The organism is Chitinophaga costaii (assembly GCF_900094705.1).
GTDB lineage: Bacteria > Bacteroidota > Bacteroidia > Chitinophagales > Chitinophagaceae > Chitinophaga > Chitinophaga costaii.
Genome location: NZ_FMAR01000009.1, coordinates 1 through 15,194 on the forward strand (window position 1 = coordinate 1; position 15,194 = coordinate 15,194).

Consider the following 15,194-nt stretch of genomic DNA (forward strand, 5'->3'; position numbering starts at 1 on the left):
CTTAAAGGGAGCCGCTTATAATAGCGGTTTGATTTATGCTTCCGGTTAGCAGAATATATTAGTGAATTTGGTATTACATCTAATATTTGTGACAATACCGGCTGTCCGGGAAATTTTCTACCTTTATCCAAGTTTATCTTTTGAGTGTCGTAACCCAAAATTATAAACTATTGGGGCGTAATTGCCCCTTTCTTATTTTTAACATAACAATTTTCCCGGACAATAGTGATATTTTAGATATGCTGTTCAACTCAAGTTAAGCCAAGAGCCATAAAGAAACAGGGAAGTAGAAAGATCACCAAAATTTGATCCCAAATGAACCATAATAAAAATACTTCCTTTAATAACTTGCTAACGCTGCCACCACCGGGCTTCACAGAGTTGCCGGAAATTCTAAATCATCTTGCCAAGACTACATAGTATTTAGTGGAATTATTGGGGCTATACGCCTCATTGCCTGTGCCTTAGCTACTGATTAACACCATTAAATTTTCTTGGCGATGGGATGCGATGTAACAGCCGGTATGGCGACATGCAGTTTTACCAAATGAAGTGATTGTGAACTCCACCCCTGTACAATTCATACTTGATATGATGCCCCTAAAGCGACGGACAAGATGCTACATTACTGCTGTTGCGTGAAATCAACACGGCTTCAAAGGGCTGTAACAGCCATCTATATACTAAAATATTTTAAACTAAATTAACAGGTATGAAAATCAGTAATTTTAAGTCAATAATATTCGTTCTGTGTTTGTTAAGTGGGTCTAAGGTTTACAGTCAACAAATAGACACTGCTAAAGAAAATACAGAAATAAGGCAACTGGTCAAAAATTATGAAGATGCCTGGAATCGCCATGATCCTAAAGGCCTGGCTGATAATTATACCGTTGATGCCACGTGGGTAAATTGGTTTGGGTCTTATTACAAAGGTCGGGATGATATTCAATATCATTATCAACAAGTGCACACTACCTATTTCAAAGCCACACATTACTATACCCGCGCCGTCGAAGATATTACCTATCCTTATCCCAACTTTGCCATCTCTCATGTACGTACCGGTTTAGATGGAGACGAACGGTTTCCCGGACAAACATTTGAGTTTCGCAGGATGATCGTGCTGGTAAAACGCGATGGTAACTGGAAGATCCTTGCCGGGCAAAATGCTAAATTGGAAAAGGGAATAAAATAGCATCCTCTATTTTTAAACACGGTATAGTTGAACGCTGCCTACAGGCTTAAATACTCTATAATAACAGCTTGCCAATAACTATTTACCAACAATTTTTTTCCGGTGTAATATTCCCCAATTTGAAAGATTGCTGATGATAGTTTGTAGCGTATTACCGTGTTCCGTAAGTTCATATTGAACGGTTATGGGTTGCGTATTTAAAACAGTTCGTTTTACCAGTTGGTTTATTTCCAATTCCTTTAATTCTTTGCTCAACATTCTGTTAGAAATTCCTTCTACATCATTCAAAATATCTGAAAACCGTCTTTTCCCATAACAGCAAATAGAAGAAATAATGGAAATCTTCCATTTCCCATTAAGCGCGTCCATTGAATCCTGAACGGATCTCATTCTTTTCCTTTGTTCCTGTTGGAACGCTTCAATTTTACACCCCATAATGATACCTTGTTACACGGATGTTACCGTTATTTTAAAGCACAAAGTTACTAAAAATAACTTTATAGCCTACCTTCGTGTTGTTAAACGAAAAAATAAAGATTAAAAAATGGACTTTACAAACAAAAACGTAGTAGTAACAGGCGGTAGTACAGGCATAGGATTCGCCACCGCAAAAGCATTCATCAGCGCAGGAGCAAACGTTTGGATAACAGGAAGAAGTGCCGGCAATTTGCAAAAAGCAGCGGCAACCATCAATAGTCCCCAATTAAAAACGGTTGTTTCCGACACTTCTAATTTGGCTGGAATAGAGATTTTAGAAAAGGCCATTGCAGAAAGCGGAATAAAATTAGATGTTTTGTTTTTAAATGCTGGCATTGCAGTATTTGCACCGATTGAATTCGCGCTGGAAGCAGACTTTGACGCACAATTCAATACTAATGTAAAAGGATATTTCTTCACGCTGCAAAAAATGATACCGCATTTAAAAGATGGCGCTTCGGTAGTGTTCACTTCATCTAATGCTGCACATTTATCAAATATAAATGTCAGTGCCTATTCAGCTACAAAATCTGCAGTAAATACCATTGCCCGTGTTGCAGCAAATGAATTGGCAGTCCGGAAAATCCGTGTAAACATTGTTACTCCTGGGCCTACAGACACCGGTGTTTTGTCTAAAGTAGGCATGCCGAAAGAAGTAGAAAAGCAAGTTACAGCACAAATCATAGCAACTACTGCAGTAAAAAGAATGGGAGAACCTGAAGAAATTGCAAACATTGTACTCTTCTTATCTTCTGACAAGGCCGGTTTTATTACAGGCAGCGAGTTTTTAGTGGATGGCGGCATGACAAACTATGCACTGAAATAACGTTATAGTAAAATACACCTGTTCGTCAGTAATCTATATAGCAAATGGATTACTGACGATTTTTAAATACCAATTAAGACAAACATTACCATGCCAACGCGAGATGAAAAAACAGGATTATTAGCCCTACCTTACGCCAGAAAACATCCTTTTCTCCATTCCCCAATAATTAAATAGCACACCCCGTTAGGCTATTTTACTTTTTCAGTTCAATATTCTTATCAACAAATGATTTAAAGTCCTGCATTTCCTGCGGAGATATGGCGTGCGCCATCCCGTTGTAAGCATAAAAGGCTGGCTTAAATTGTTTACTTTCCAGCCATTGTTTTGATTTTTCAGCTTCTGAAAAAGGAATACGGTTATCCTCCATTCCATGCCCGATAAAAATGGCAAGCAATGTGTTGTGTTGCTTAAGAATCGCCTCTTTTTGAGCCTCAAAAATTACACCGCTGAAAACACCTATCGCCTTACATAAACCAGGGTAGAGCAATCCCATTTGGTAACTCATATTGGCACCCTGACTAAATCCTGAAATAATGGTACGCGCACTGCTGATATGTAATCTTTTCTGAAGTTTTAATGTCAATGAACGGATAAGCTGCTGGCTCTTTTCAAGATCAGATTGTTTGCCACCAAAGCCACCATTTTTTTTAACGCTTTCATACCATTGATAGGAACCAGGTTGTAAGAGGAATGTTGCCCTTGGAGAAACAATGGTATAATTATTTGGGAAAAATTGGGCAAGGTCTAATAAGTCATCTTCATTCGCCCCATACCCATGCAACAGGATTAGCAATACGGGATTGTTTTTGCTTGTTGCTTCCCTGATCTTATATAACAGGGTGTCACCGCCTGCGGATGACTGTGCTTTACTGGTTATCATGGAAAACAACAAAGCAAAGACTAATAATAGAATTTTAAATTTCCTTTCATGTAAACCAGCGCTTAATAATTCTTTTTTCATATCTTAATTTTTAATTTTGAGTCTTACAACCAAGCATCCCCTTACTCCATACAATTTATGCTGGCGTTCCCTTTAAATAATAGACACAGCGATATGCTGCATAAAGCATCCACTTTATTATAGTAAGTTCCAACCTACATTAATAATTGTAAAAGTACGACAATACCTATAAACGGATATGGTATACTTATGCTTCCCGTACCGCTGCGCAGTATTGCCATCCATCCGCAGGACCGTACTGGCCTTGCGGACAGCCTTACCAAACAATAAAACGGTTTTACAACTCCAGATAGCGATTATAGCCAGGCAACCCCCACTCCGACTTAAAAAAAATAAAAAAAATGCTGTAAGGAACTAATACCAGACGCGTCTATCTATTTGATTATTCACAAAAAAAATCAAATATGACAACGCAAGAAATCGCAACAACCTTAGTAGGCTTGCTGAGAGCCGGTAATTTTGAAGAAGCCCAAAAAAAGCTACTCGCTCAGGACGCTGTCAGCATTGAGCCCAATGCTACATTTTTTCCTAAAGAAACTGTAGGGCTAGCTAACATCTTAAATAAAGGAGCCAAATTCAGGGAGGGCATTGAAAAAGTGAATAGTTTAACAATCTCCGAACCCCTTGTAGCTGGCAATACCATTGCACTCACTTTTACATTAGATGCTGATTTTAAAGGAAATGGAAAAGTAGTGTTTACAGAAGTTTGTGTGTTCCTCGTTTCAGATGGCAAGATTGTACAAGAGGTGTACTACTATTAAAAACTAATTAACGAGGCCGTGTAAGGACTTCCTTATAACTGCGTCTATAGAAAAAACTAAAAAATTCAATTATGAAAAAAATAATGATGGCCATCCTGGTATCTACCATTGGCATGGCCGCAAATGCACAGACTACTCAAAACCAGCACAAATCTACCTGTTCCGTAACATCCGACAGTACAAAGAAAGAAAACTACGTAATGATGTATAAGGGTAAAATGATGAAAATAGTAGACGGAAAGCCCTCCCCGATGACGGAACCGGTGAAATTAAATAACGGTGCAAAAGTGAATACAGACGGTACAGTAACCCTGCTGAATGGAACGAAAATAAGGATCAAGGAAAATGAAATGGTTACAATGGGCGGAAAAATGTCAATGTATCAAGAGAAATAGATTTGTTAACATCCTTTTTTTAACTTTAGGTAGGTGGTGAGAAATCACCCTTACCTTTTTTATGTATAAAACAGCTCTCCTGCATGCAATCCAATAAAAACATCCAGGCTCATAAATGGGTCAATGAATATGCCGACTATCTCTTCCATTATGCACATCAACGGGTAGATGATGTAGCATTATCGAATGATTTGATCCAGGATACTTTTCTATCTGCTTTAGAAGGTATGGACAAATTTGAAGGGCGTTCCAGCGAACTAACCTGGCTTAGAGCCATTCTCAAAAATAAAATTATAGATCACTACCGCAAACAAGCTTCCGGACTAAACAAAATCATGATAAATATGCCGGGAAAGCAAGAAGAAGCCCTAGATTTTTTTGATGAAAATGGTATTTGGAAAGAGGCATTTGCGCCTAAACCATTTGCAGAGCAGGCAGATGAAAAATTACAGGCAAAGGAATTTTACGAGATCCTTAAAATGTGTATGAAAAAATTACCCAAATTATGGGCATCTGTATTTTCCTTAAAGCACATCGATGAGGAAGACAGCTCAGTCATCTGCGAACAAATGAATATTACAAACGCTAATTATTGGGTGATTATTCATCGCGCTAAACTAAACCTGAGAGAATGCTTTCAAAATAACTGGTGATGATAAAGAATAAACTTATCAGGAATACGATCATGCAGCTGCATGCACAGTCAAATTGCAGGCGCGCAACTTTTCTTATTGAAAAAAAAGAAAACACCCGTTTAACAATTGGTGAATGGCTACAAATGCAAGCTCATCTGGCTATATGCCCGCTTTGTACATTATACAAATTGCAAAGCCGTTTAATACAGCAGATGATAGTTAAAATTTTTCAGCAGCGCAAAAATTCCACCTTTTCCATGAGTGAGGATAAAAAAGCTGCCTTAAATATTTTAATAAACAATCATTTAAACCAGGGATAATAGCAACGTGTTACAGATATTAATAAAAAGGAGCATTGCTTTTTTTAGCAATGCTCCTAATGCTTATTTTACAGCAAACACATCGAGCAGCGCAATGTCTGGTGGCGTGGAAAACAAATTGGGCGCTTGATCCATCAATGCTTTGGCAACCGCTCCTGAAAGATGCGCTTGTTGCCCTTCTTCACCGGAAAAAGTATCAAAAATACCAAAAGTGGAAGTCCCAAATTTTATAGCAAACCAATGTATCGTTCCTTTTTCATCTTGCACCAATGGCAAAGCGCCTTTTAAAAACGTCTCTACTTCTTGTTCCTTTCCTGGTTTGGCTTCAAGCCTCGCCAATAATGCCTTTGTAATCATTTCTAAAAATTTAGTTTTAAAAAAATAAGGAAATATTCCCTTTCTCTCCTATAGACGTATACAGCATTTTATCCTTACAATCTAATTTAAATCCACCCTTGCACTGTAATATACCAGGCATATGAATGCGCTATAGAACATTGCCCCCTACTCTCCCCTGATACACGACCATACTAGAAAGGCTTGCATATATAGTCGGCGCATGACCTATCAATTCTATTTCACAAAAAAAATTATAGGTTCCATGTGTAAGGATGATCATTCTTTTTCGTCCATGCAGATACAAAATTTATTTTATGAAACTTAACATGCACAAAAAAAGAAAAACTACGATCCTGGTAAGTGTCGTTGCGGCGATGATTTTAGGAGGCGCTACCGTATGGGCTTCAGACCACGGCGACGCGCCTGCTATAAGCGGTAAAACAACAGACCTTACAGACCTGTATGTATTCCAAAGCCCGGAAAATAATAATAACCTGGTTTTTGTGGGAAATGTACAAGGCCTTTTAAGTCCGGAAGCATCTAAAACAGCGGCATTTGACGAAAAGACTTTATTGGAATTTAAAATTGACACGGACAATGACAACAAAGAAAATCTAGTAATTCAATGTGTACCCAAAAACGGGAAAATGTATGTGTATGGACCTGTACAACCAGCCACCGTGGGTACTGCATCTAGCACTATTAATAGCGAAGCCAGTGCTATTGTCGACATCACCCCTTACGCTTCATCTACGCCCATCGTAACCACTACCTCCAAGGGAATTAAGATATTTGCAGGGCCTCGTGATGATCCCTTCTTTTTTGATTTGCCGCAGTATCTGAAAGTGGTCTCTAATCAGGCAACTAGTTTTAATAATCCAGGAACGGATGCCCTGGCTGGAACTAACGTACTAAGTGTAGTGGTGGAATTGCCAAAATCTCTTTTGGGTAATGGAAGCAGCATCAATGTGTGGTTGGAAACAAAACAAAAAAGTTAATGCCACCAATAAAAAAGACGGCTTAAGATTACTGTTGAATCCACAAAATTGATTTTAACATCGATTAAGAAGTTTTCACCTCCTCATGTTCATCGACCAAAACAAGCCATAACAGGCAACATTTACTTCATTAACTAATCAAAACAATATTGATGAAAAACATTCTCTATCCAGTATTTTTTACATTAGCGGTAGGCATCAGTGCTTGCCACAAAGACAAGAAAACGTCACCAACAGACCCTAACAAGGGCAATACGTACACCATCCAGGGCGATCAGGTAGGCCGTCCAGGTTTAAATGTTGTATTTATCAGCAGCACCGATCACGACATCTTCAACCAGACAGAGCCCTCCCAAATGGCAGCTATTTTTGGAACACAAATTAAAAACAAACTATTGTCTTTAAATCCAGATTTTACCACCAATAAAATTGGGCTTACTGCCGACCAATTTGCTGGCGCTCTTTCTACGGATGTACTTAATGTATCATTGACCGGGCCTACCACTTACTACGACGGCACACATGTACTTACAGGCCGGAACCTGACGGATGATGTTATTGATGATAGCTTCACCCTCATCTTTGGTGGCCCAAATGGAACAGACAAGCCTGGATTAACATCTGATCACGTAGATCATAATGACAAGGAATTTTCCAACACATTTCCTTACGAAGCCACACCCTGGTAATGTATTTATTGGAAAAATTTTAGTTAATGAACAGAAGGCTGGTAAAAACCCAGCCTTCTGTATGTATTTAAAATAATGAAATACACTTTATACATTTTGGCATTATTGCTAATAACACCAATAGTTGGTCATGCACATGTGATTGTAGATGAACTCTCCCATCAATCATCAAATACCATCGCCTGGGAATACCTGAAGCTTGGATACCGACACATTTTACCACTGGGATTTGACCATATTCTATTTATCCTTTCTTTGTTGTTACTCAGCCCTAAATTAAAACCCTTATTGATTCAAGCCAGTACATTTACCATAGCGCATTCTATCACATTAGGATTATCGGTATTTGGATGCATACACCCTATCCCACAGCTGGTGGAACCGTTAATTTCCATCACCATTTTAATAGTGGCATTGGAAAACATATTTTCCAGCAAGTTGCGATCCTCCCGTTTAATAGTGGTATTTCTTTTTGGATTGATACACGGAATGGGATTTGCCAATGCACTAATGGGTGTAGGATTGCCCCAAAGCAGTTATCTATTGGGCGTATTGATGTTTAACATTGGTGTAGAATTCGGACAAATAACCGTGATTTTAGTGGCTTATATTATCCTCGTGAAATGGGTTTCCAAAAAATTAGATTATAAAAAGTACATTGTTACGCCCATATCCATAATAATCGCGCTGACCGCAATCTATTGGACCATTCAACGCATTTGGGCGTAAGGCCAAAAAAACAACTACAACATCTTTTCCATATCTTCTATCATGTATGGGCTAAGATCATATTTGTTTTGCATGGCCGCCTCAAAACATTTCGCTGCATCAAAACCATGGCGAATACTGTTAAGGACTTTGCCTACATAATATAATTCGATTCCTTCCAGGGGTTTACCTGCAATATGTTGTTGAAATACCTGATATGCCTTTTCCTGCTGATGATTGCACAACAAACTATAAGCATACCAGGCATAAGTTTGCGGCGTTGCACGATTCTTTAATTCTGCAAAAGCTACATCCACCGCATTTTGGGGCCGGTTCAGTACCGTTGCATACAATTCAATTAGATATTTATCATACATCAATTCATATTCAGGCAAAGAAGCCTCTTTAACAAACCTGTTGGCATAATATATAATTTTATTTTCATCATGTTGCCATTGTGCCATTTGGTACATTTTGTAATATGGATCAGGCAATTTATTTCTGCTCACCGCAAGATTAAACAACGCGTTGGCATTAGCAGTATCGTTATCCTGCACTAAAGCCACCCATCCTAATTGCAGCAGCGAATGCATATCTCCAGGATTGAAACGGATAGCTTGTTTTAAATCATTCGCAGCAGTTGCCAATTTTTTTTGATGCACCGCTAAATCACCCAACATAGACCAGGCAAGATTTTGTAAATAAGGATTTTTACCGGCTAAAGCCACTGCCTGTTGCATGGCACTAAACGCACTATCAGGCTCACCATTCAAATGATCTAATTTTGATCTTCTAAAAAAATAATTATAGTCCCGGATATAATCTTTATTTCTCAATACCCCAGCAGCCTGCTCATACTTCCCCAGCTCAAAATTAACATCAAATCCTAACGCATTTCTTTGATAAGCTTTCACCCCTATTTTGCAAGCCTTTTGATAGAAAGTATCTGCTGTTGCAAAACGATGATGCATAATAGAAAGAGAAACCAAATTTAACAGTGGCGCCGCTAGAGTATGTGCAAAAGTGGCATCCACCTGTTTCAATATAACATCCGCCTTATCCAGATCCTGTAGATTTCCAGCTAATTTAAATCGATTCACCAAAGTAGCAGCGTACTGCATTTCATTAATATTACCAGGTCGCAACGAATCTATACGTCCAGACCAGAAGTCCATATTACGTTGATTGGAGGCCAGTAAAGAATCGCACGTGTAAATATGCTGAAGACTGTCCACAAATGCAGCATCTACGATGGGCTTGCCATTTTTGCATGCATTAAAGACAAAAATTATCATGAGGGAAATGGACACTGTACCATAGCGGAAAAAAGGTTTCATCATTTGTGTTTAATTAAATGACGTATGTAGACGACGTTCCTTACAAAATATTAGGCTTTCATTCCTAAAAGTGAGCTGATGTAGGAATACCGGCTAAGTAAACATTTTATTACTTATGACATATTAAATTATTTTTAATATAAAAACACCTTGTTAAGAATGATAGATAACTAACCGCCATTATCGAGATCCTTTCGCTCCGTTTGAAAAGTCACTATTATGATTACTGACTGCAAAGAATGGCTGAACAAAATCACAGAGCGCTTGCGGTGTAACCACAATGGTACTTATACGGCTATAACACGCCATATTGATTCCTACAAAATGTTTCTGAATACCAAACACCGGACCTCCACATGCTGATGCGGTAATGACACCATCTTGAACAAAGATATGCCGGAAGCCATCCCTCACCGTACTTCTCCCACCATCAAACATTGCTGCCTGGTGATGGGAAGTGACAGGATAGGAACGCAACTGCGCCGTTAATGTGTCGATAACATCCTTTTGACGGCATACTACAGCAACCTGGTCGTTAGGCCTGTTCATCCGGATAGTATTCATGAAGCTTACAGGATCATGCACGGCAACATTATTCCTAATAAATATCTCATCGTAATTGGTCAGGTATACTCAGGCAGGGCTCACTTGTTCAATAGTTTATTGTATTTGGGGTTGCAATTTATCCATACCTGGCGCTTGAGCCATTGCCACAGGCACCCCGCTCATTCTAACGAAAAAAACAACAACACCGCTATCCTTTTATACATTTTCACTATCTCCAAACCTATTTACTTTCCGAATAATTCTACCAGTTTTCTATCCAAATTATCACCACGCAGGTTCTTTGCGATGATCTTGCCCGTTGGATCTATCAGGTAGTTGGTAGGCACGGCGGTAAGGCCATATAACTTGCCACATCCCCCACCAAACCCTTGCAGGTCGGACGCCTGGTCCCAAGTTACACCGTCCATTGTAACGGCACGCAACCAGTATTCTTTGCCCTTATCGGTATAGTCCATCGACACACCCAAAATGGCGAACGGTACGTCTTTATAACGTTCGTGCACGGCTTTCAAATGCGGATTATCTGCGCGGCAGGGCATGCACCAGCTAGCCCAGAAATCCACCAATACATACTTGCCCCGGTAGTTTGATAACGACACATTAGCATCTTGTAAATTTTTAACGGTGAAGTCGGGCGCCTGACAACCTACGGCCACATTAAATAGGTTGGCATAAGCCTTTCCGGATGGCGACGTCTGAAGGTTTTTAGGGAATTTATAGAAATACGCTTTAGCTTTTTCCAGGTTGTAGGCCGGATCTATAGCATCTGCCAGTAGTTCCAGGCTTACCAGCGAGTTGGGATGTTTTTTAATAAATGCCTCCTGCGCAGGATTTTGCCGGCTAGCCAGTTCGTCGTAAGCTGCCTGCACCGCTGGCATTAGTTCGGGGATATCCTGAGCCCTTCTTTTGGCGATGTACAGCGCCTCCGATTCTATATTAAAAGGCTTTAGCAGTTGCACTAATTCCCGGTAATCTTTATTCATCTGCGTACCTCCGATGGTGGCGTATTTCAGGGAGTCTGTAGCATTGATGGTAATGGTACCTTGCTCCAGGTATACATCAATCTGATCCATGCGGGCTGGTTCTGTATAGAAAGGGTATTTACTATAACGGATAAATACCGTTGCCTTCATCGCATAAGGAACCGTACCGGTAATGATAAAATGCCCATTCCTAATGGCTGCAGTATCGGTATATCCTTTCCGATCTAGGCGGTAAAAAACACAGGCAGTAACGGGTTCGCTACGGTCTTTTACAGTGCCTTCAATTACATAATGCTGTTGGGCAAAAACAGTAACGGGTATAAATGCTAAAAGCAATAATAAAACCTTGTTCATGATGGATAGTATAATGGTGGACATTGATGCACAAAAACAGATAATAGCGCCGCTGAGAAGCGGCGCAGGTCATTCGTTTATGTTAAGATTTTGGCAGCACTTCTTCGAGTTTTTTAATAAGATCTTCACCGCGCAGATCTTTAGCGATGATCTTGCCGCTAGGGTCTATCAGAAAATTGCTCGGAATAGACGACACCAGGTACATGCCGGCAGCGGCATTGCCTGCACCTTGGAGATCCGACAGTTGCTCATATGGCAAGCCATCTTTTTCAATGGCGGCCAGCCATTTTTCACGGGAGTCGCTTGCACCACCATCCAATGAGATACCTACTACAGTGAAATTTTTATCTTTAAATGTATTGTAGGCTTTGACTACGTTTGGATTTTCCTTGCGGCAGGGCACGCACCAACTTGCCCAGAAATCGAGCAAAACATATTTGCCTTTGTAAGACGACAGGGAAATCATTTCATCCTTGGTGTTCTTCATTGAAAATTCCGGTGCCGGTGATCCTACGTTCACTTCGCGGGCTTTTTTTGTAGCGGCCAAAAAGCGCTGGGCAGGACCTGAATCCTGCAAATCCTGACTCAACATACCTATCAGCATCCTGCTTTTTGGAGGATCGGTAGCAGGTGTAAAGGATGAACGGATGAGGTTTAAGCTTACCACAGACCCAGGGTGAGTTTTAACAAAAGCTATCTGAGCTTTTTCTTTCTTTGCTAAAAGCGCCGTATAGTCATCTTTTAGTTTCACCTGCAATGCATCATTTCCTTCCGCCTTCAGGTAGGCCGCGTTTACCGCAGCTTCTTGTTGTTTAAATGGTTGCAGTAAATCCATCATTTCCTGCTGGTCTTTATTGAGGGCAGTACCACCTACCCGCGCATGCTGCAATGAGTCGGGAGAAATTACCGTAACAGTGCCGTTTTCCAGATAAACCCCTACCTGGTCTGGTCCCGGCCTGTCTTTAGGTGAAGCGCCATTTTGAAATAACAATACATAGGCCTTCATCGGCTCAGATACCTTTCCCTGTATAATAAACTGGTCGTGTTCCACAATGCCCGAGTCGCTCCGCAGTACCCCATGCTCCTGGTACCATACATACGCTTTGGCCGGATAATGGATGTGTTTCACCTTACCAACCACGGTATAATTTTGCTGGGCCATTGCGCCCAGCGGTAACGCGGTCATCAGCAGCCACAATTTGCTTTTCATATTTAACGGTTTTTTTGTTGACTAGTAGTACCGGTACATGCTGTAATAAAAGGAAGTCGTGTTGGGCGTTGTATAGAGCATAGTCTTTACACGGCCTGTACCCTGGTATACGCTGCCGGTTTGATTCAGCGTATTGCCTAGTACATTAAACTGGTAAATTTTATAATTTCCGCCCGAATAGGTAGCCACTACCAGGTTGGTAAAATTATAGCTGGCAGGCGTATCATATTGGCAATTAATAAATTTCATGTAAGTGATTTCTTCACCAGCCGGGAAGCTGTATAAATTATCGATGTAATTCTTGCTGTCGATACTATAAGCCCCGATCTTATTGGCATTGGCGAAGTATAAAATGGGATTATTTTTATTCAGTGCATACAGGCTGGCCGATGTAAGGTTTGGGTACTGGCTGGCCAACAGGGTGTCTGCATACCGGATGGGACTATGCGCACCATTGTAGCGGGAAGGAATCAGCTCCGCCAGGTTTAAGCCCAGCAATACCATGTCGCTGCTGTTATCTCTTTTCAACAAGCCGTAGGCCCGTCCATTGGTAGTAAGTAAGGTATCCAGCGAACCGTCTGTATTTTCCAGGAACACCAGTTGGCCCCCCAGGTGATTGGCAGAAATATTGTATTGCTGGCCACCTCCGCTACTATTTAAATACTCGTCTGGAAAGTAAGTAACATCGGTTTGCTGGAACCGTACTGTTACAAACGATTCACTCAGTTTATCAAACCCCATCACATACCCCACATCTGTAGAGCCAGCGCTGGGTGTAATCGTGAAATAAGGAGATAGCGAATAATTGCCAGTACGTTCCGGAAGGAAGCTATTAGACTTGGGATTCATCCCTTGCGCCCTTCCATTATTCACCAATACCATGAGATTAGGATCTGCCACCAGACCCTGGTAATTGCGGGTAGCAAGCGGTGGTACTTCATAAAAAAGCTGATCGCTATTGGCCAGCACCTTTTCATCTTTAATCCGGTAGGCCAGGAATTCCTTGCTGCTCATAGGCATCAGGCAACTGTTGTTCTGGTAAAAAGTGTGGCTTACCGGTTCCAGGTAATTATACAGGGATGTAAACGCGAGTCCTACCGGGGTACCGCTGAGCGGGTTGCCGTATTTGGCCGAAATAATATTCGTGTTGGTCGAAGCACCATTGGAGGAGATCAGGAAGGCATCCATATCGGTATTACCATCTGCCGTCCCTTTCAGTACGTACCATCCACGTTCTGCACGGCTTACTACATTCCAGGAAAGGGTAATGGCCGCCGTAACACCAGTGGCAACGTTGGTTACTTCTTCCCGTACCTGGTAAGTACCCAGGCTATCCATCACTTGCACAAAATCTTTATGCTCCGACACTAGTTCTAACACCTGTACATAATTTGGCCGGCTGGCATACCGAAACCACTTGTAAGTAAATGTGGCTGCCTGGCCTCCATAGTCTATCGTGGGGCTGATGGTAACCGTGTCGCCAATGCTTTTTTCAGTGATCGCCGGAGTGGTAATAACAATATCCGGCAATGGTTTGATGTTATTATTTTCCTTTTTACAGGCAGCAGCCAGGATCGTGATGCCTGCTATCAGGAGCAGGCAGTGACGGTAATATATAGAGTTAAACATGCGCTACATTTTTATGGTTTACAAAGGTGGAAAGGTAACGGCAGACGTGGCTAATGCAGGATCTTCCCGCAGCTCCGTTTGTCCGGCGGCCAGCCTGGCCGCATTGACCGCCTTCAGGGCCTGGGTGAATTTAAAAAGGTAATAAGCCTGCAAACTGGTGTTGCTGCCAATGGTGGCAATGAAATCTGCATCCCAGCGATCGCCCGATTGGTCTATCAGGAACTGGTGTTTAACGGGGCCATAAGTACCCAGGAAGAAACTGGCCGTCCAGTTAGAGGGTTTACTGAGCCGGTCGGAGATATACACAATACCCTCGGTATGGTTACTATTTCCTGGTGCAAAATCGTCTGACTGGTCTATCTTGAAATGCAACTGGTAAGTAGATGTTTTCAGCGAAGTATCGCGGATGGTAATGATCGGCACATAAGCCTGGAAAGAATCGGCATCTATTTTCCATAACAGCTTTAGCGCTGCATTATCGAAGGGTACGTAATGCACGCCGGCTACCGCATCGGGATAAGCCGGGCTGGCCGATGTATCAGCAAAGGCTGTAAACTTGATGTAACTGTCTTTATTTGGCACTGTACCTACCGCGCGTACATGAAAGAGCACGGTATCGTATTGTACGGAAGGGTCTTTATAAAAAAAGGTAGAATATCCTGCCGTCACTGCTTTAATATCATTGTCATAATAAAACTCCAGGAATTGCTGGCCGGAATACACCCCAGGCATGTCTTTCTTGCAGGAGCCGCACAACAAGATGGTGAGCAGCAGCGCACCCATATGTGTGATTTTCTTATTCATGGT

General features: G+C 41.2%; 17 protein-coding genes. 9 read left to right on the forward strand and 8 right to left on the reverse strand.

Annotated features, from left to right (window positions below; all coding sequences use genetic code 11):
* Nucleotides 1-712 precede the first annotated feature (712 nt).
* On the forward strand, nt 713-1,195 hold the full coding sequence (locus GA0116948_RS13000) for a YybH family protein (protein WP_089712864.1): 483 nt from the start codon (nt 713-715) through the stop codon (nt 1,193-1,195).
* Between the two features lie 78 nt (nt 1,196-1,273).
* Here GA0116948_RS13000 and GA0116948_RS13005 read toward each other — a convergent pair whose 3' ends face one another.
* Nucleotides 1,274-1,585 (reverse strand): winged helix-turn-helix transcriptional regulator, encoded by a 312-nt coding sequence (locus GA0116948_RS13005; protein WP_240619203.1) that lies wholly within the window; start codon nt 1,583-1,585, stop codon nt 1,274-1,276.
* 154 nt (nt 1,586-1,739) lie between these two features.
* Here GA0116948_RS13005 and GA0116948_RS13010 point away from each other — a divergent pair, with 154 nt between their 5' ends.
* Nucleotides 1,740-2,498 carry an SDR family oxidoreductase gene (locus GA0116948_RS13010; protein WP_089712868.1) on the forward strand — a complete coding sequence of 253 codons (759 nt, stop codon included), beginning with the start codon at nt 1,740-1,742 and terminating at the stop codon, nt 2,496-2,498.
* A gap of 196 nt (nt 2,499-2,694) precedes the next feature.
* On the opposite strand, the gene GA0116948_RS13015 is transcribed toward GA0116948_RS13010, so the two are convergent.
* Entirely contained in the window at nt 2,695-3,462 is a 768-nt protein-coding gene (locus GA0116948_RS13015) for an alpha/beta hydrolase (protein WP_089712870.1), read from the reverse strand.
* Nucleotides 3,463-3,866: 404 nt separating this feature from the next.
* On the opposite strand from GA0116948_RS13015, the gene GA0116948_RS13020 reads away from it, so the two are divergent.
* The 4 genes from GA0116948_RS13020 to GA0116948_RS13035 all read left to right on the forward strand — a co-directional run bounded on the left by GA0116948_RS13020 (nt 3,867) and on the right by GA0116948_RS13035 (nt 5,573).
* Nucleotides 3,867-4,223, forward strand: coding sequence for a nuclear transport factor 2 family protein (locus GA0116948_RS13020; RefSeq protein WP_089712872.1), 357 nt, complete (start codon nt 3,867-3,869; stop codon nt 4,221-4,223).
* Between the two features lie 71 nt (nt 4,224-4,294).
* Entirely contained in the window at nt 4,295-4,618 is a 324-nt protein-coding gene (locus GA0116948_RS13025) for a DUF6799 domain-containing protein (protein WP_123891801.1), read from the forward strand.
* A gap of 83 nt (nt 4,619-4,701) precedes the next feature.
* The gene (locus GA0116948_RS13030; protein WP_089712875.1) at nt 4,702-5,271 is read left to right on the forward strand and encodes a sigma-70 family RNA polymerase sigma factor; all 570 of its coding nucleotides are present in this window, start codon (nt 4,702-4,704) and stop codon (nt 5,269-5,271) included.
* Nucleotides 5,271-5,573, forward strand: coding sequence for a hypothetical protein (locus GA0116948_RS13035; protein WP_089712877.1), 303 nt, complete (start codon nt 5,271-5,273; stop codon nt 5,571-5,573). Before GA0116948_RS13030 ends, GA0116948_RS13035 begins: the two co-directional genes overlap by 1 nt.
* Nucleotides 5,574-5,636: 63 nt before the next feature.
* Here GA0116948_RS13035 and GA0116948_RS13040 read toward each other — a convergent pair whose 3' ends face one another.
* Nucleotides 5,637-5,930, reverse strand: a complete 294-nt coding sequence (locus GA0116948_RS13040; RefSeq protein WP_089712879.1) for a putative quinol monooxygenase — start codon at nt 5,928-5,930, stop codon at nt 5,637-5,639.
* Between the two features lie 296 nt (nt 5,931-6,226).
* Between GA0116948_RS13040 and GA0116948_RS13045 the strand changes: the two genes are divergently transcribed.
* The 3 genes from GA0116948_RS13045 to GA0116948_RS13055 all read left to right on the forward strand — a co-directional run bounded on the left by GA0116948_RS13045 (nt 6,227) and on the right by GA0116948_RS13055 (nt 8,328).
* A complete protein-coding gene (locus GA0116948_RS13045; protein WP_240619204.1) occupies nt 6,227-6,910 on the forward strand; it encodes a DUF4331 family protein in 684 nt (227 codons plus the stop codon).
* Between the two features lie 152 nt (nt 6,911-7,062).
* Entirely contained in the window at nt 7,063-7,599 is a 537-nt protein-coding gene (locus GA0116948_RS13050; protein WP_089712881.1) for a DUF4331 family protein, read from the forward strand.
* A 75-nt stretch (nt 7,600-7,674) separates the two neighbouring features.
* On the forward strand, nt 7,675-8,328 hold the full coding sequence (locus GA0116948_RS13055; protein ID WP_205686138.1) for a HupE/UreJ family protein: 654 nt from the start codon (nt 7,675-7,677) through the stop codon (nt 8,326-8,328).
* A gap of 14 nt (nt 8,329-8,342) precedes the next feature.
* Here GA0116948_RS13055 and GA0116948_RS13060 read toward each other — a convergent pair whose 3' ends face one another.
* The 5 genes from GA0116948_RS13060 to GA0116948_RS13080 all read right to left on the reverse strand — a co-directional run bounded on the left by GA0116948_RS13060 (nt 8,343) and on the right by GA0116948_RS13080 (nt 15,191).
* The gene (locus tag GA0116948_RS13060; protein ID WP_108675046.1) at nt 8,343-9,647 is read right to left on the reverse strand and encodes a tetratricopeptide repeat protein; all 1,305 of its coding nucleotides are present in this window, start codon (nt 9,645-9,647) and stop codon (nt 8,343-8,345) included.
* A 788-nt stretch (nt 9,648-10,435) separates the two neighbouring features.
* Nucleotides 10,436-11,548 (reverse strand): TlpA disulfide reductase family protein, encoded by a 1,113-nt coding sequence (locus tag GA0116948_RS13065; RefSeq protein ID WP_165798462.1) that lies wholly within the window; start codon nt 11,546-11,548, stop codon nt 10,436-10,438.
* Between the two features lie 82 nt (nt 11,549-11,630).
* On the reverse strand, nt 11,631-12,758 hold the full coding sequence (locus GA0116948_RS13070) for a TlpA disulfide reductase family protein (RefSeq protein ID WP_205686139.1): 1,128 nt from the start codon (nt 12,756-12,758) through the stop codon (nt 11,631-11,633).
* A 21-nt stretch (nt 12,759-12,779) separates the two neighbouring features.
* Nucleotides 12,780-14,387: a PKD-like family lipoprotein gene (locus GA0116948_RS13075; RefSeq protein WP_089712887.1), complete on the reverse strand. Its 1,608-nt coding sequence runs from the start codon at nt 14,385-14,387 to the stop codon at nt 12,780-12,782.
* A gap of 18 nt (nt 14,388-14,405) precedes the next feature.
* The gene (locus GA0116948_RS13080) at nt 14,406-15,191 is read right to left on the reverse strand and encodes a DUF4843 domain-containing protein (RefSeq protein WP_165798463.1); all 786 of its coding nucleotides are present in this window, start codon (nt 15,189-15,191) and stop codon (nt 14,406-14,408) included.
* Nucleotides 15,192-15,194 lie beyond the last annotated feature (3 nt).